General features: G+C 60.0%; 16 protein-coding genes. 14 read left to right on the top strand and 2 right to left on the bottom strand.

Features of this window, described 5'->3' with window-relative positions:
• Positions 1-4 precede the first annotated feature (4 nt).
• The 8 genes from CKW26_RS11190 (at position 5) to CKW26_RS11155 (ending at position 7,038) form a co-directional block, all read left to right on the top strand.
• On the top strand, positions 5-190 hold the full coding sequence (locus CKW26_RS11190; protein WP_003174668.1) for a Trm112 family protein: 186 nt from the start codon (positions 5-7) through the stop codon (positions 188-190).
• Positions 187-951 (top strand): 3-deoxy-manno-octulosonate cytidylyltransferase, encoded by a 765-nt coding sequence (kdsB, locus tag CKW26_RS11185; RefSeq protein WP_095048623.1) that lies wholly within the window; start codon positions 187-189, stop codon positions 949-951. Before CKW26_RS11190 ends, kdsB begins: the two co-directional genes overlap by 4 nt.
• Positions 951-1,415 carry a low molecular weight protein-tyrosine-phosphatase gene (locus CKW26_RS11180; RefSeq protein WP_093435454.1) on the top strand — a complete coding sequence of 155 codons (465 nt, stop codon included), beginning with the start codon at positions 951-953 and terminating at the stop codon, positions 1,413-1,415. Before kdsB ends, CKW26_RS11180 begins: the two co-directional genes overlap by 1 nt.
• Positions 1,412-2,431: a UDP-N-acetylmuramate dehydrogenase gene (gene murB, locus CKW26_RS11175; RefSeq protein ID WP_095048622.1), complete on the top strand. Its 1,020-nt coding sequence runs from the start codon at positions 1,412-1,414 to the stop codon at positions 2,429-2,431. Before CKW26_RS11180 ends, murB begins: the two co-directional genes overlap by 4 nt.
• Before the next feature lie 245 nt (positions 2,432-2,676).
• On the top strand, positions 2,677-3,147 hold the full coding sequence (locus CKW26_RS11170; RefSeq protein ID WP_095048621.1) for a (2Fe-2S)-binding protein: 471 nt from the start codon (positions 2,677-2,679) through the stop codon (positions 3,145-3,147).
• Complete coding sequence (locus CKW26_RS11165) at positions 3,144-5,465, top strand: xanthine dehydrogenase family protein molybdopterin-binding subunit (protein WP_095048620.1); 2,322 nt, start codon at positions 3,144-3,146, stop codon at positions 5,463-5,465. The genes CKW26_RS11170 and CKW26_RS11165 overlap by 4 nt, the downstream gene beginning before the upstream one ends.
• A complete protein-coding gene (locus CKW26_RS11160) occupies positions 5,465-6,445 on the top strand; it encodes an XdhC family protein (protein WP_095048619.1) in 981 nt (326 codons plus the stop codon). Before CKW26_RS11165 ends, CKW26_RS11160 begins: the two co-directional genes overlap by 1 nt.
• Positions 6,442-7,038 (top strand): nucleotidyltransferase family protein, encoded by a 597-nt coding sequence (locus CKW26_RS11155; RefSeq protein WP_095048618.1) that lies wholly within the window; start codon positions 6,442-6,444, stop codon positions 7,036-7,038. Before CKW26_RS11160 ends, CKW26_RS11155 begins: the two co-directional genes overlap by 4 nt.
• Positions 7,039-7,306: 268 nt before the next feature.
• Here CKW26_RS11155 and rne read toward each other — a convergent pair whose 3' ends face one another.
• Positions 7,307-10,546 carry a ribonuclease E gene (gene rne / locus CKW26_RS11150; protein WP_095048617.1) on the bottom strand — a complete coding sequence of 1,080 codons (3,240 nt, stop codon included), beginning with the start codon at positions 10,544-10,546 and terminating at the stop codon, positions 7,307-7,309.
• Between the two features lie 699 nt (positions 10,547-11,245).
• Here rne and rluC point away from each other — a divergent pair.
• From rluC to CKW26_RS11130, 3 genes are read left to right on the top strand one after another with little or no spacing between them, the layout of a single operon-like run.
• Complete coding sequence (gene rluC / locus CKW26_RS11140; RefSeq protein ID WP_034155359.1) at positions 11,246-12,205, top strand: 23S rRNA pseudouridine(955/2504/2580) synthase RluC; 960 nt, start codon at positions 11,246-11,248, stop codon at positions 12,203-12,205.
• Complete coding sequence (locus tag CKW26_RS11135; protein WP_095048616.1) at positions 12,192-12,854, top strand: HAD-IA family hydrolase; 663 nt, start codon at positions 12,192-12,194, stop codon at positions 12,852-12,854. Before rluC ends, CKW26_RS11135 begins: the two co-directional genes overlap by 14 nt.
• 24 nt (positions 12,855-12,878) lie before the next feature.
• Complete coding sequence (locus tag CKW26_RS11130) at positions 12,879-13,868, top strand: S49 family peptidase (RefSeq protein WP_095048615.1); 990 nt, start codon at positions 12,879-12,881, stop codon at positions 13,866-13,868.
• A gap of 86 nt (positions 13,869-13,954) precedes the next feature.
• Here CKW26_RS11130 and CKW26_RS11125 read toward each other — a convergent pair whose 3' ends face one another.
• A complete protein-coding gene (locus CKW26_RS11125) occupies positions 13,955-14,533 on the bottom strand; it encodes a nucleoside triphosphate pyrophosphatase (protein WP_095048614.1) in 579 nt (192 codons plus the stop codon).
• Positions 14,534-14,638: 105 nt separating this feature from the next.
• Between CKW26_RS11125 and CKW26_RS11120 the strand changes: the two genes are divergently transcribed.
• Genes CKW26_RS11120 through plsX form a run of 3 tightly spaced genes read left to right on the top strand, consistent with a single transcriptional unit; the run spans position 14,639 to position 16,377 of the window.
• The gene (locus CKW26_RS11120) at positions 14,639-15,166 is read left to right on the top strand and encodes a YceD family protein (protein WP_038364482.1); all 528 of its coding nucleotides are present in this window, start codon (positions 14,639-14,641) and stop codon (positions 15,164-15,166) included.
• A gap of 13 nt (positions 15,167-15,179) precedes the next feature.
• Positions 15,180-15,362: a 50S ribosomal protein L32 gene (gene rpmF / locus CKW26_RS11115; protein ID WP_003179396.1), complete on the top strand. Its 183-nt coding sequence runs from the start codon at positions 15,180-15,182 to the stop codon at positions 15,360-15,362.
• Between the two features lie 4 nt (positions 15,363-15,366).
• Positions 15,367-16,377 carry a phosphate acyltransferase PlsX gene (gene plsX, locus CKW26_RS11110; protein ID WP_095048613.1) on the top strand — a complete coding sequence of 337 codons (1,011 nt, stop codon included), beginning with the start codon at positions 15,367-15,369 and terminating at the stop codon, positions 16,375-16,377.
• Positions 16,378-16,384: the final 7 nt, after the last annotated feature.

Raw genomic sequence — 16,384 nt, 5'->3', positions numbered from 1 at the left:
GTTCATGGACACCAAATTGCTCGATATCCTCGCGTGCCCGATCTGCAAAGGCCCGCTCAAGCTCAGCGCCGACAAAACTGAACTGATCAGCAAGGGCGCCGGTCTGGCGTACCCGATCCGCGATGGCATCCCGGTCATGCTCGAAAGCGAAGCCCGCACCCTGACCACCGACGAGCGTCTGGATAAATGACCACTGCCTTCACCGTTGTCATCCCGTCGCGTTTCGCCTCGACCCGCCTGCCCGGCAAACCGCTGCTCGACATCGCCGGCAAGCCGATGATCCAGCACGTCTGGGAACAGGCGAGCAAAAGCAGCGCCAGCCGTGTGGTCGTCGCGACTGACGATGCGCGCATCGTCGAGGCCTGCAAGGCTTTTGGTGCCGAAGTGGTGCTGACCCGTGAAGATCACAACTCCGGCACCGATCGTCTGGCCGAAGTCGCGGCGAAACTGGGTCTTGAACCCGACGCGATCGTGGTCAACGTGCAGGGTGACGAGCCGCTGATTCCGCCGAGCGTGATCGATCAGGTCGCCGCCAATCTGGCTGCCCACACCGAAGCGCGCATGGCCACGCTGGCCGAGCCGATCGAAGACGTAGATACCCTGTTCAATCCGAACGTGGTCAAGGTCGTCAGTGATCTCAACGGTTTGGCGCTGACCTTCAGCCGCGCGACTTTGCCATGGGCGCGCGACGCGTTCGCCAAGAGCCGCGAGCAATTGCCCGAAGGCGTGCCGTACCGTCGCCACATAGGCATTTATGCCTACCGCGCCGGTTTCCTCCAGGACTTTGTGAGCTGGGGCCCATGCTGGCTGGAAAACACTGAATCCCTCGAGCAACTGCGTGCCCTGTGGCACGGTGTGCGGATTCATGTCGCCGACGCGCTGATCGCACCGCCGACTGGCGTTGACACGGCCGAAGACCTCGAGCGCGTTCGTCGCCTGCTGGAGGCCTGATGCGCGTTCTGTTTGTGTGCCTGGGCAACATTTGTCGATCGCCCACGGCCGAAGGCGTATTGCGCCACAAACTGCGTGAAGCAGGGCTGGCGGATCAGGTCGAAGTAGCCTCCGCCGGCACCGGTGACTGGCACGTTGGCAACCCGCCGGACAAACGCAGCCAGGCCGCGGCCAAAGTGCGCGGCTATGACCTGTCGGCGCAACGCGCGCAGCAGGTCCGCCGTGCCGATTTCGCCAGTTACGACCTGATTCTGGCCATGGACAACAGCAACCTGCGCAACCTCAAGGCGTTGCAGCCGTCCACCGGCAAAGCCGAGCTGGACCTGTTTTTGCGCCGTTATGCCGGTGTCGTCGATGAAGTGCCGGATCCGTATTACGACGGCGATCAGGGTTTCGAGCAAGTGCTGGATCTGATCGAAGCAGCCTGTGACCAATTGTTGATCGAAGTGAAGGGCCGGTTATGAGTTTGCAGGTGCAACCGCAGGTTTCCCTGAAACCGTTCAACAGTTTTGGCGTGGATGTGCGCGCGCAACTGTTCGCCGAAGCCCACAGCGATGCCGATGTCCGTGAAGCGCTGGCCTATGCCGTTGCTCATGATGTGCCGTTGCTGGTGATCGGCGGTGGCAGCAACTTGCTGCTAACGGCAGATATTCCGGCGCTGGTGCTGCGCATGGCCACGCGCGGGATTCGTGTGATCAGCGATGACGGCAACCGTGTGGTGATCGAGGCGGAAGCGGGCGAGCCGTGGCATCCGTTTGTGCAGCACACGTTGGCGCAAGGACTCTCCGGGCTGGAAAACCTCAGCCTGATTCCCGGCACGGTTGGCGCTGCGCCGATGCAGAACATCGGTGCCTACGGCGTCGAGATCAAGGATGTATTCGCCGGCCTCACCGCGCTGGATCGCCAGACCGGCGAGCTGCGCGATTTCACCCTCGAAGAATGCAACTTCGCCTACCGCGACAGCTTGTTCAAGCAGCAGCCGGGGCGTTGGCTGATTCTGCGCGTGCGCTTTGCACTCGACCGCATCGCGCATTTGCATCTGGAATACGGCCCGGTGCGTCAGCGCCTGACCGAGCAGGGCATCGAGCAGCCGACGCCTACCGACGTCAGCCGTGCGATTTGCAGTATCCGCAGCGAAAAACTGCCGGATCCGGCGGTACTCGGCAATGCCGGCAGCTTCTTCAAGAATCCGCTGGTGTCGGCGGCCATCGTCTCGAGGATCAAGGAACAGCATCCGGATGTGGTCGCCTACGCGCAGCCGAACGGACAAATGAAGCTCGCGGCAGGCTGGCTGATCGAGCGCGCCGGCTGGAAAGGTTTCCGTGAAGCCGATGCCGGCGTGCATAAACTGCAGGCGCTGGTGCTGGTCAACTACGGCGCGGCAACCGGGCTGCAACTGCTCGATCTGGCGCAACGCATCCAAAAAGACATTGCCGAACGTTTCAATGTCGACCTGGAGATGGAGCCTAATCGCTATTGAGGCTACGCTTTCAAAGCGCCATCCAAAGCCCTGCACTGATAAAAAGTGCAGGGCTTTTTTGTTAACGCTGGGTTAACTTAGCGGGCTAACGATAACCGTCATTTGCTCCACCAAAGGCCCGGTGCAGACGTTCGCGTCGGCACAAGAGAGCCTGATTAGCCTGAGTCGATCTGCGTGAACCACCGCCGATTCAACGGCGGCAGATTGCTCGACCCCATAACCACTAAAAATATGCGGGCGTGCCCATGATTACCCTGAAACTCAACGGTCAAGACCATCCTCTCGATGTCACCGAAGACATGCCGCTGTTGTGGGCGATTCGTGATGTCGCCGGTTATAACGGCACCAAGTTCGGCTGCGGCATGGGGCTGTGCGGCGCCTGCACCATTCATATCGACGGCTTGCCGGCGCGCAGTTGCATCACGCCGATCGGTTCGGTGGTCGGCCAGAACGTCACCACCATCGACAACCTGCACGCCGACCCGGTGGGGCAGGTGGTCCAGCAAGCCTGGCTCGACACCGCTGTAGCGCAATGCGGATTCTGTCAGGGCGGGCAGATCATGTCGGCTACCGCGTTGCTCAAGACCAACCCGAACCCGAGCGACGAGCAGATCGAAGAAGCCATGGTCGGTAACATTTGCCGCTGCGGCACCTACAACCGGATCAAGACTGCGATCCGCCAGGCTTCCACTCACTTGAAGGAGGCCAAGGCATGAGTCGCCTTCCGAATGATTTCGCCCTGAGCAATCTCAGCCGTCGCGGTTTCCTCAAAGGCGTCGGCGCCACCGGCGCGCTGGTGCTGGCCGCCAGTTGGGGTTGGCAGGATGCGTTGGCTGAAGACAAACCGAAGCAATTCGGCGCCGATGGCATGCCCAATGGCTGGATCGACGATCCGAAGGTCTACGTCAGCATTGCCGCTGACGGCACGGTCACTGTGGTGTGCAACCGTTCCGAGATGGGCCAGGGCGTGCGCACCAGTTTGACCATGGTTGTTGCTGATGAACTGGAAGCCGATTGGGCGCGCGTCAAAGTGCAGCAGGCGCCGGGTGATGAAGTGCGCTTCGGCAACCAGGACACCGACGGTTCGCGCAGCATGCGCCATTGGTATGAACCAATGCGGCGTTGCGGTGCGGCGGCGCGGACCATGCTTGAACAGGCCGCCGCTGCGCAGTGGAAAGTGCCGGTCGGTGAGTGCCACGCGCAACTGCACAAAGTCATTCACAAACCGTCTGGCCGTGAGCTGGGCTATGGCGAACTGGCCGCCGCAGCCAGTGCGTTGCCGGTACCGGCGCGTGACAGCCTGCGCCTCAAGCAGCCGTCGGAGTTTCGCTACATCGGCAAGGAAGGTACGAAAGCCATCGACGGCGCAGACATCGTCAACGGTCGTGCGGTATACGGCGCCGATGTGCATTTCGACGGCATGCTGTACGCAACTATCGCCCGTCCGGCGGTGTACGGCGGCAAGGTCAAATCGCTGGATGACAGCGCTGCGCTGAAAGTCCCCGGTGTGCTCAAAGTGCTGCAGATCGAAAGCCGGCCGCTGCCTTCTGAGTTTCAGCCACTGGGTGGTGTGGCCGTGGTGGCGAGCAATACCTGGGCCGCGATCAAGGGCCGTGAAGCGTTGAAAATCGAATGGGATGACGGTCCGAACGCCAGTTATGACTCGATCGCCTATCGCAAAGAGCTTGAAGCCGCCTCGCTGAAACCCGGCAAAGTGGTGCGCAACACCGGCGATATCGACAAGGCCCTGAGCGGTGCTGCAAGTACGCTTGAAGCATCCTACTACCTGCCGCATCTGGCCCAGGCACCGATGGAGCCAATGGTTGCCATCGCTCGCTACAAGGACGGCGTTTGCGAAGCGTGGGCACCGAGTCAGGCGCCGCAAGTCACCCGCGAGCGCATTGCCGAGCGTCTTGGACTGCCGTTCGACAATGTCACATTCAATGTCACCTTGCTTGGCGGTGGTTTTGGTCGCAAGTCGAAACCGGATTTCGTCGTCGAAGCGGCGATTCTCGCCAAAGAGTTCCCCGGCAAAGCCATGCGGGTGCAGTGGACGCGTGAAGATGACATCCACAACTCGTATTTCCACACTGTGTCCGCCGAGTATCTGAAGGCTGGCGTGGGCAAGGACGGCATGCCGTCCGGCTGGTTGCATCGCACCGTGGCGCCGAGCATCACCGCGCTGTTCGCGCCGGGGATGAACCATGAAGCGGCTTTCGAGCTGGGCATGGGTTTCACCAACATGGCCTACGCGATTCCCAACGTACGCCTGGAAAACCCCGAGGCGACCGTGCACACACGGGTTGGCTGGTATCGCTCGGTGTCGAATATTCCTCATGGTTTTGCCATCCAGAGTTTCGTCGATGAGCTGGCGCACAAGGCCGGCGAGGATCCGCTCAAATACCAGATCAAACTGCTCGGCGCTGATCGGCAGATCGACCCGCGCACCTTGAGCGAAGAGTGGAACTACGGCGAATCGCCCGAGCGGTATCCGATCGATACCGGGCGCATGCGCACCGTGCTGGAAACCGCCGCGAAAGCAGCCGGTTGGGGGCGCAAACTGCCGAAGGGCCGTGGTCTGGGTCTGGCGGTGCATTACAGCTTCGTCACGTACGTGGCGGCGGTGATCGAAGTCGAGGTCAAGGACGACGGTACGCTGATCGTGCACAAGGCCGATATTGCCGTGGATTGCGGGCCGCAGATCAACCCTGAACGTATCCGTTCGCAGTTCGAAGGCGCCTGCGTGATGGGCCTGGGCAACGCAGTACTGGGCGAAATCAGCTTCAAGGACGGCAAGGTCCAGCAGGACAACTTCCACATGTACGAAGTGGCGCGCATGTCGCTGGCGCCGAAAGAAGTTGCCGTGCATCTGGTGACGCCGCCGGGCGACGTGCCCTTGGGCGGTGTCGGCGAACCGGGCGTGCCGCCGATTGCTCCGGCCTTGTGTAACGCGATCTTTGCCGCTACTGGCAAGCGCATCCGTAATCTGCCGGTGCGTTACCAGTTGCAGGGCTGGCAGAAGGCAGAGGCGTAATGGACAGCGTCGACCTCAATGTCCTGCGCAGCGTCCTTGAATGGCGCCGCGCCGGGCAGCGGGTGGTGCTGTTCAGCGTGGTGCAGACCTGGGGCACGGCGCCGCGGGCGCCCGGTGCCATGCTCGCCTTGCGCGAGGATGGCGTGGTGATCGGTTCGGTGTCGGGCGGGTGCGTCGAGGATGACTTGATCGCCCGCCTGCACGACGGACGCATCGCCACCGATGGGCCGCCGGTGCAGTTGATCACCTATGGCGTTACACGCGAGGAGGCGGCGCGCTTTGGCTTGCCTTGTGGCGGCACGTTGCGCCTGACTGAAGAACGGATCGGCGATCCCGCGTGGGTTGCCGAGTTGCTCGCGCGGTGCGAAGCACACGAGATCGTTGCCCGTGAGTTGAACATTGAAACCGGTGAAGTGCTTCTGTCGCCGGCCAGCAAGTCCGACTCGCTGGAGTTCGACGGCAAAACCCTGCGAGCGATCTACGGGCCGCGCTGGCGCCTGCTATTGATCGGTGCCGGGCAGTTGTCGCGTTACGTGGCGGATATGGCGCGGTTGCTGGATTTTGAGGTGCTGATCTGCGATCCGCGCAGCGAATTCGTCTACGGCTGGGAAGAGCATCACGGGCGTTTCGTCTCGGGCATGCCGGATGAGGCGGTGTTGAGTATCCAGACCGACGAACGTACGGCGATTGTCGCGTTGACCCACGATCCGCGTCTGGACGATATGGCGCTGCTCACGGCGCTGGATTCTCCGGCCTTCTATGTCGGCGCTCTCGGCTCTCGGGTTAACAGCCGAAAGCGTCGGGAGAATCTTGCTCAGCTAGGCTTGTCGGTGCAGGCGATCGATCGACTGCACGGGCCGATCGGTTTGCATATCGGCAGTCATTCGCCAGCGGAAATTGCTTTGTCTCTGTTGGCGGAGATCGTCGCAATTAAGAACGGCGTCGAGTTGAAGCAGAAGAAAACTTTGGAGGACGCATGAGTCGATCCATTGCAGTGATTGTGCTGGCGGCGGGTGAGGGCAGTCGTTTTCGCCAGGTGGCAGGTGCCGATAAGGACAAGTTGCTGGCGGACTGCACCGGGCGTGATGGTGCAGTGCGTTCGGTGATTGAGCAGGTGCTGTTGAATCTGCCGGGCAGCCTCGACAGGCGCGTGCTGGTGACGACCGAGGCGCGGCCGCAGGCGATGCGCATGGCCCAGGCCTATGGCTGTGACGTGGTCTCGATTGAATCGACTGGAATGGGTGACAGTATTGCCGCCGGGGTCGCCGCTTGCCCTGATGCCGATGGCTGGTTGATTGTCCTTGGTGACATGCCGTTTATCTTGCCGTCGAGTATTGGGCTGGTGGTCGCGTCGATTGCTGATGATGCGGTGAGCGTGCCGGTGCAGGAAGGGGAGTTTGGTCATCCTGTGGGGTTTGGGCGGTCGTTTGGTGCGGGGTTGCAGGCTTTGAGTGGCGATCGAGGGGCTCGGCCGTTGTTCAAGCAGGGCAGGGTGGTGGAAGTGGCGGTGGATGATCCTGGGGTGTTGTGGGATATCGATGTGCCGGAGGCTTTGGTTTTTACTTCGTCTTGAGAGCTGCGTAAATTCCTGAGAGCCCCTCACCCTAACCCTCTCCCAGAGGGAGAGGGGACTGACCGAGGTGTTCTTTCGAGGTACACCGACCTGAAACTTCGAGTCGAACTCCGGCCTTGAAACACACGGAGATCTGCTCCCTTTCCCCCTCGCCCCTCGGGGAGAGGGCTGGGGTGAGGGGGTTGGATCTAGAGTCCAGCACAAAAAATCGAGGCATAAAAAAGCCCCGCCTGAATAATCGGGCGGGGCTTTTTATTGGCTTTGGAAATTACACGAGTGGTTTAGGCTCGTGTTCTTTTTCCTCGGCCTCTTGGTGCTGCTCGACCGCGTCCTGAACGGAGCGTGGTGCTTCAGCAATCACCGACTCAACCACAGCTTCTTCAGTCACCGGGGCAGGCGCTGCCTCGACCACTTCAGCAACCACGGCTGGCTCGGCAGCGACTGGCGCAGCAGCGGCAGCCAGTTCAGCTTCCTTCTGCAGACGCTCTTCTTCACGCTTGCGACGACGCACTTCACGTGGGTCGTTTGGCGCGCGGCCGCTTGGCGTCAGAGCGCTGACCGGTGCTGCAGCTTCAACCACAGGGGCTGGCGCCTCGGTCACCACGGGTGCTGCGACAACCGGTGCTTCAACGACAGGTGCTGGTTCGGCAGCTTTACGTTCTTCAAACACTGGGGTTTCGAACACTGGCGCTTCAACAACCGGTGCTTCCACCACTGGCGCTGGGGTTTCAGCAACAGTCGGCTCGGCAACCCAGTTGAAGGCAGTCTGCTCTTCGCGAACTTCACGTACGCTTTCGGTTACGGTTTCTGCGACGGTTTCTACCACCGGCTCCGCAGCCACAACTGGCGCTGGCTCTACCTGAGGCAGGGTCTCTTGAACCGGTGCCACTTCGACTTCCGGAGCAGCAACCACTTCTACTGGAGTAGTCGCTTCAACAACCGGCGCTTCCACTGGAGCGGTTTCCTGAACAGCCGCGGTGGCGCGTTCAGCTTGCTCGTGGGCTTGTGCTTCAGCCGGTGCACTGATCACGGTGCTGGCAACAGCGGCGGTCACAGCCATGCCAGCAGCCAGATCGGCAGTGCTTGGCGCTTCAGCGTTTTCGCCGGCTTCGGATTCTTCCGAACCTTCGATCACGTTGCCGTTGGCATCACGCTGACGCTCACGACGGTTGCTGCGACGACGCTGACCGCGCGAACGACGACGTGGGCGATCGCCTTCGGCGTTCTCCGAACCGTCTTCCGGCAGTTGCTCTTCGTTGGTGTTCACTTCTTCTTCAGCGACGGCAGCAACGGCCTGTTCGGCACGCGGTTGACGCTCTTCACGTGGCGGACGCGGTGCGCGTTCTTCACGGGGCTGACGGGTCGGGCGTTCTTCAGCGGTAACGGCAACGTCAGCAGCAGCGGCTGGAACGGCGTCCAGTGGCTCGCGCAGTTCACGCACACGCTCTTCACGCTCGCCGCGTGGCTTGCGGTCTTCGCGCGGTGCACGTGGTGCACGTTCTTCACGCGGAGCGCGTGGTGCACGTTCTTCGCGGGCAACTGGCGCTTCGGTACGAGCTTCACGTGGTTCGCGGACTTCACGGGCTTCACGTGGCGCGCGCTCTTCGCGCGGCTCGCGTGGCGCACGTTCTTCACGTGGAGCACGTTCTTCGCGTGGCTTGCGTTCTTCATCGCGGCGACCATTACGGTTGCGGCTCTGCTGACGACCGTTGCGACGCTCTTCGTTGCGGGCCGGACGTTCGGTGGCTGGTTTTTCAACCACAACCGGAGCGGCTGGTTCTTCTTTGGTGGCGAACAGGCTGACCAGCGATTTCACCAGACCTTTGAACAGGCTTGGCTCTGGTGCAGCGACTGGAGCTGGTGCAGCAGCGACCGGGGCGGCGACTTCGGTCGGAACCGGAGCGTTGGCACGTGCCGGAGCAGTCTTGACCGCAGCTTCCTGGCGAACCAGGGTGCGGGTCGCAGCGGCTGGCTGGACTTCTTCGACTTCGGCAGCGGCAGCTGCGATTTCGTAGCTGGACTGGTTGGTCGCAGCTTCCGGGCTGTCGTCACGCAGGCGCTGAACTTCGAAATGCGGGGTTTCGAGGTGGTCGTTCGGCAGAATGATGATGCGAGCACGGGTGCGCAGTTCGATCTTGGTGATCGAGTTGCGTTTTTCGTTGAGCAGGAACGCGGCGACCGGGATCGGCACCTGGGCGCGCACTTCGGCGGTGCGGTCTTTCAGGGCTTCTTCTTCGATCAGGCGCAGGATCGCCAGCGACAGCGATTCAACGTCACGGATGATGCCGGTGCCGTTGCAACGCGGGCAAACGATACCGCTGCTTTCGCCCAGGGATGGACGCAGGCGCTGACGGGACATTTCCAGCAGGCCGAAGCGCGAGATGCGACCGATCTGCACGCGGGCACGGTCGGCTTCCAGGCATTCGCGGACTTTCTCTTCCACGGCGCGCTGGTTCTTGGCAGGGGTCATGTCGATGAAGTCGATGACGATCAGGCCGCCGATGTCGCGCAGGCGCAACTGACGGGCGATTTCTTCGGCAGCTTCAAGGTTGGTCTGCAGAGCGGTTTCTTCGATGTCGCTGCCTTTGGTGGCGCGCGCCGAGTTGATGTCGATCGACACCAGGGCTTCGGTCGGATCGATAACGATGGAGCCGCCGGAAGGCAGTTCAACGACCCGCTGGAAAGCGGTCTCGATCTGGCTTTCGATCTGGAAACGGTTGAACAGCGGCACGCTGTCTTCGTACAGCTTGATCTTGCTGGCGTATTGCGGCATCACCTGGCGTATGAAGGTCAGGGCTTCGTCCTGGGCTTCAACGCTGTCGATCAGCACTTCGCCGATGTCCTGGCGCAGGTAATCGCGGATGGCGCGGATGATCACGTTGCTTTCCTGGTAGATCAGGAATGGCGCGGAGCGATCCAGCGAGGCTTCTTTGATGGCGGTCCACAGTTGCAGCAGGTAGTCGAGGTCCCACTGCATTTCTTCGCTGCTGCGGCCAAGGCCGGCAGTGCGCACGATCAGACCCATGTCGGCTGGTGCGACCAGACCGTTCAGCGCTTCACGCAGTTCGTTGCGCTCTTCGCCTTCGATGCGACGGGAGATACCGCCGGCACGCGGGTTGTTCGGCATCAGCACGAGGTAACGACCGGCCAGGCTGATGAAGGTGGTCAGGGCTGCGCCCTTGTTGCCACGTTCTTCTTTTTCGACCTGAACGATGACTTCCTGGCCTTCGCTCAGGACGTCCTTGATGTTGACGCGGCCTTCAGGGGCTTTCTTGAAGTATTCGCGGGAGATTTCTTTGAGGGGCAGGAAGCCGTGGCGCTCGGAGCCGAAATCGACAAAGGCAGCCTCAAGGCTTGGTTCGATGCGAGTGATGCGGCCTTTATAGATGTTGGCCTTCTTCTGCTCGCGTGCACCGGATTCGATGTCCAGGTCGTAGAGGCGTTGGCCATCTACCAGTGCAACACGCAACTCTTCGGGTTGAGTTGCGTTAATCAGCATTCTTTTCATGTAGTACCGTCGGTTTCCGGGCTGCCGGAAACGGCGTTCGGCACACACGACTTCTCACGGTCGGTGTCAGGTGCGTCGGGAGTGGTTGGCCATTCCCGTGTCCAGCGATATGCGGCCAATTGGGCCGATATAGCGACGTACGCGTCCTGCTTGCTGTGGCTACTTAAGCACTCAGTCAGGAGGAGGAATCAACCAGCGGCTGTGGACGAGATGAAGCGTCTTGATAAAGCCTATTGCTACACAGTCCAGCGGTTGTGCATCTCCACCCTACACGTATCCCTGATAATTCGGGTGCTGCCGCGCGCAGAATCCGCAGCGGGTTGGCATTTACCGTGAGCTCCGAAAGGGGAGGTCACGCATCATGGCTAATTCAGGCGTTGTTTCCGAAGCATTCGCTCGGGGTCATCTGTAGCTGACTGCACTTTGTGAACTGGCCTTGAATGTGTGCCTGTCAGGCGAGTAAAAACTCTGCTCGACGGTGTAATTCAGGCCTCATGTCACCTGCGCTTGTTACAACTGCAAACTCCACCGTTACGTAGCGAAAGCCCCGTAGGACGGCCTCGCGTCCTGGTGAATTGCGTTGGTCAGGGCCGGTTTTTGACCGTGGTTCCTCTGTCCAGGCCGCTTTTGGCGGCGTTCGCGACTATAGCAGCAATGATTAAGTGCTTCAATTCCATAAAAATTGTTATCATCCGCGGCATGACAACTACTGCCCCTTCGACTCCAGGCGTTCAATTGCTTGAAGTCTCGCCGGAGTATGCCGGCCAACGAATCGACAATTTTCTCCTCGCCCGGCTCAAAGGCGTGCCCAAGACCTTGATTTACCGCATTTTGCGTAAAGGCGAAGTGCGTGTGAACAAAGGTCGGATCAAGCCCGAATACAAGCTGCAGGCCGGTGATATCGTGCGCGTGCCGCCGGTTCGCGTGCCTGAGCGCGATGAGCCGGTGCCGCTGGCGCAGGGTCTGTTGCAGCGCCTGGAAGCTTCGATTGTCTTCGAAGACAAAGCCCTGATCGTGATCAATAAGCCCGCCGGCATTGCGGTTCACGGCGGTAGTGGCTTGAACTTCGGCGTGATCGAAGCCTTTCGTCAGTTGCGTCCCGATGCCAAAGAGCTGGAGCTGGTGCACCGTCTCGACCGTGATACCTCCGGCCTGCTGATGATCGCGAAAAAGCGCAGCATGTTGCGCCACTTGCACGAGCAATTGCGCGGCGATGGCGTCGACAAGCGCTACATGGCGCTGGTCCGCGGCAACTGGGCGACCTCGATCAAGAAAGTCAGTGCGCCATTGCTCAAGAGCAATCTGCGTTCCGGTGAGCGCATGGTCGAAGTCAATGACGAGGGCAAAGAAGCCCTGACCATGTTCAAAGTGCTGCGCCGCTTCGGTGACTTCGCCACCATGGTCGAGGCTAAACCGGTGACCGGTCGCACCCACCAGATTCGCGTGCATACCTTGCATGCCGGTCATTGCATTGCTGGCGACAGCAAGTATGGCGATGAGGATTTCACCAAGGAAATCCGTGATCTGGGCGGCAAGCGCCTGTTCCTGCACGCCTACATGCTGACCGTGCCGCTGCCCGATGGCGGCAAGCTGACCTTGCAGGCGCCGGTCGATGAAATGTGGGCCAAGACCGTGGAGCGATTGAGTGCGCCCATCTGATTACAAACTGCTGATTTTCGATTGGGACGGCACCCTGGCCGATTCCATTCATCGGATTGTCGAAGCCATGCATTCGGCGTCCGGGCGCTCCGGTTTCGAGTTGCGCGACGACTTTGCTGTCAAAGGCATTATCGGTTTGGGCTTGCCCGAGGCGATTCGCACGCTGTATCCCGAGATCAGTGACGCCGAAATGACCGCGTTTCGCGAGTATTACGCCGATCACTACATCGCCGCAGAAGCTGTGCCTTCGCCGTTGTTCGAAGGCGTAGTCGAGTCGATGGCGTCCTTTCGCGAGCAGGGTTATCACCTCGCGGTGGCGACCGGCAAGAATCGTCGCGGACTGGATCGAGTGCTCAAGGCTAATGGCTGGGAAGATTATTTCGATATCACCCGCGCTGCCGATGAAACTGCGAGCAAGCCGCACCCTCTGATGCTGGAGCAGATCCTTGCTCATTGTGATGTGCGCCCGGAGCAGGCCTTGATGGTCGGCGATTCGTCCTTCGATCTGTTGATGGCGCGTAATGCGGGGATGGATTCGGTCGCGGTCAGTTATGGCGCGCAATCGATCGAATCGCTGCAACAATTCGAGCCACGTCTGTCGATCGACCGTTTTTCCGAATTGCATGCCTGGCTGGGGAAGCAGGCCTAATACGTTTTTGCTGGGGTGGATGGCATGACCGACGAATGGAAAGCACCGGCCAAGGCAAGTGCCGACGGCGGTGACGAAAAAAGCTGGAAGCTGTTGGAAAAGACTCTGCTGGCTGGTGTTCAGGAACAGCGTCGTTCGCGGCGTTGGGGGATTTTCTTCAAGCTGCTGACGTTTGTTTATCTGTTTGTGGCGCTGATCCTGTTCACGCCGCTGATGGACATGGAAAAGAGCGCCACGCGCGGGCCGAACTACACCGCGTTGATCGACGTCACCGGCATGATCGCCGACAAAGAGCCCGCCAGTGCCGACAACATTGTTGGCAGCCTGCGGGCGGCGTTCGAGGACAAGAAGGTCAAAGGCGTTATCCTGCGCATCAACAGTCCTGGCGGCAGTCCGGTGCAATCGGGTTATGTGTATGACGAGATCAAGCGTCTGCGCGGTCTGCATCCGGAGATCAAGCTTTACGCGGTGATTTCCGATCTGGGCGCCTCCGGTGCTTATTACATTGCCAGTGCGGCGGATCAGATCTATGCCGACAAGGCGAGTCTGGTTGGCTCGATTGGTGTGACGGCGGCCGGTTACGGCTTTGTCGGCACCATGGAGAAACTGGGTGTCGAGCGTCGCACGTACACCTCGGGCGAGCATAAGTCGTTCCTTGACCCGTTCCAGCCGCAGAAGTCTGATGAAACGGCGTTCTGGCAAACGGTGCTGGACACCACGCACAAGCAGTTCATCAACAGCGTCAAGCAGGGCCGTGGCGATCGTCTGAAAGACAAAGAGCATCCGGAGCTGTTCTCCGGGCTGGTCTGGTCGGGTGAGCAAGCGCTGCCGCTGGGCTTGATCGATGGTCTGGGCAATGCCAGTTCGGTGGCGCGTGATGTGATTGGCGAGAAAGAGCTGGTCGACTTCACTGTTCAGGAGTCGCCGTTCGATCGTTTCTCGAAGAAGCTCGGTGCCAGCGTGGCAGAGCAATTGGCGATGTGGATGGGTTTCCACGGACCTTCGTTGCGTTAGTTCGTTGTAAAGATCAAAAGATCGCAGCCTGCGGTAGCTCCTACAGAGATCGGTGTAGGAGTTGCCGCAGGCTGCGATCTTTTGCTTTAAGGCATCTGTACGCCTTCAACCAGTAGCATGTCGATCAGGCGAATCAGCGGCAGGCCGATCAGGCTGGTGGCATCAGGGCCTTCGGTAGATTGAAACAGGCTCACACCGAGGCCTTCCGCCTTGAAGCTGCCTGCGCAGTCGTAAGGCTGTTCAATGCGCAAATAGCGTTCGATGCTTGCCTGATCCAGCGTGCGCATGTGGACCGTGAACGGCACGCAATCGACCTGGCACTGGTCGGTCTGACTGTTAAGCAGCGCAAGGCCGGTCAGGAATGTCACGCTGGCGCCACTGGCGGCCATCAGTTGCTCGCGCGCCTTCTCAAAGGTGTGCGGCTTGCCGATGATCTGCTCGCCGAGCACGGCAACCTGGTCCGAGCCGATAATCAGATGGGCGGGATAGCTGTCAGCCAATGCCCGGGCTTTTTGTTCGGCGAGGCGCTTGACCAGTTCGATCGCCGATTCGCCCGGGCGGTGACTTTCATCGATATCCGGCGAGCTGCAGACGAACGGCAGGTGCAGGCGGGCGAGCAATTCCCGACGATAGGTCGAGCTTGAAGCGAGTAATAAAGGCAGCATTCGCGTCTCCTGAGGCAGGTGCGAATTCTAGCGGAGGCACGCAAGTGACGGACAGGGCACAATTTCCTTTGACATGGGTGGGTGCATCCCTATAATGCTGCGCCTATGTTGAATGACCCGATTCCACCTCACGTTGACCCGCGCAAATTGGCTGACCGTGGCACCACCCTTCAAGGTGAACTGCTGCTGGCCGATTTGAAGAGACTCTGCGACCCGCTTTCCGACGATGTCGGTACGGTGCAGGCGAAATTCGTTTTTGAACGAGATGAACGTAAATCTGTGGTGATCCACAGCTTTATCGACACCGAGGTCAAAATGGTTTGCCAGCGTTGTCTTGAGCTGGTCACCCTGCCGATCCACAGCGAATGCAGTTACGCTGTAGTGAAGGAGGGTGCGAATACCCAGTCGTTACCGAAAGGTTATGACGTGCTGGAACTGGGCGAAGATCCATTGGATCTGCAGTCACTGGTCGAGGAAGAGCTTTTGCTTGCCTTGCCTATTGTGCCTGCTCATCATCCGGAAGAATGCCAGCAGCCGGCGGGAGCAGATGAGCCCGAACCGAGCGAGGACGAGGTAACGCGGTCCAACCCGTTCAGTGTATTGGCGCAGTTAAAGCGTGACCCAAACGTTTAGGAGTTAATCAATTATGGCTGTTCAGCAGAACAAAAAATCCCGCTCTGCCCGTGACATGCGCCGTTCGCACGACGCTCTCGAGGCTAGCACCCTGTCTGTAGAAAAAACCACTGGTGAAGTTCACCTGCGTCACCACGTATCGCCAGAAGGCGTATACCGTGGCCGTAAAGTGATCGACAAGGGCGCTGACGAGTAATCACTTGTCCGCTCAAGTCATCGCGATTGACGCAATGGGCGGGGACTTCGGTCCCCGCAGCATTGTTCAGGCCAGCCTTGCTTGCCTGTCTGCTACGCCCTCGCTGCACCTGACCCTCGTCGGTCAACCCTCCCTTCTTGAAGAATTGATCCACGGCCAATCGGCTGCCGATCGCGCGCGCCTGACGATTGTTGCGGCCAGCGAAGTCATCACCATGGACGAAAAACCGACCCAGGCCTTGCGTGGCAAGCCGGACTCGTCGATGCGTGTTGCCCTTGAGCTGGTGCGTGACGGCAAGGCTCAGGCCTGTGTCAGCGCCGGCAATACCGGTGCGTTGATGGCGCTGTCACGATTCGTGCTGAAGACGCTGCCCGGTATCGATCGGCCGGCAATGGTGGCGGCTATCCCGACGCAGAAGGGTTATTGCCAGTTGCTTGATCTGGGCGCCAACGTCGATTGCAGCGCCGAGCATTTGCTGCAATTTGCGGTAATGGGCTCGGTGGCGGCGCAGACGCTGGGCATCCATCGCCCGCGCGTCGCGCTGCTGAACATCGGCACCGAAGACATTAAGGGCAATCAGCAGGTCAAGCTGGCTGCGACGCTGTTGCAGGCTGCCCGTGGCATCAATTACATCGGCTTTATCGAAGGCGACGGTTTGTATCGCGGCGAGGCGGATGTTGTGGTGTGTGATGGTTTCGTCGGCAACATCCTGCTCAAGTCCAGCGAAGGTCTGGCGACGATGATCGCTGCGCGTATCGAGGCGCTGTTCAAAAAAAATCTGGCCTCTCGTATCGTGGGGGCGTTGGCGTTGCCGCTGATGAAGCGTTTGCAGGCGGATCTGGCGCCGGCGCGACATAATGGCGCAAGCTTTCTCGGCTTGCAGGGTATCGTGGTGAAAAGCCACGGTTCGGCCGGTGTTCAGGGCTTTCAGAGTGCTATTTCCCGTGCGCTGATCGAGATTCAGGAAAATCTTCCCGAGCGTCTCCATGGTCGTCTGGAGGATTTGTTGTCTTAGGCGTTTT

The sequence above is a fragment of the Pseudomonas sp. Irchel s3h9 genome, from assembly GCF_900187475.1.
GTDB classification, from domain to species: Bacteria; Pseudomonadota; Gammaproteobacteria; order Pseudomonadales; family Pseudomonadaceae; genus Aquipseudomonas; species Aquipseudomonas neuropathica.
The sequence above is the reverse complement of the archived record's forward strand: the minus strand, read 5'-3'. Positions and strand labels throughout refer to the sequence as shown.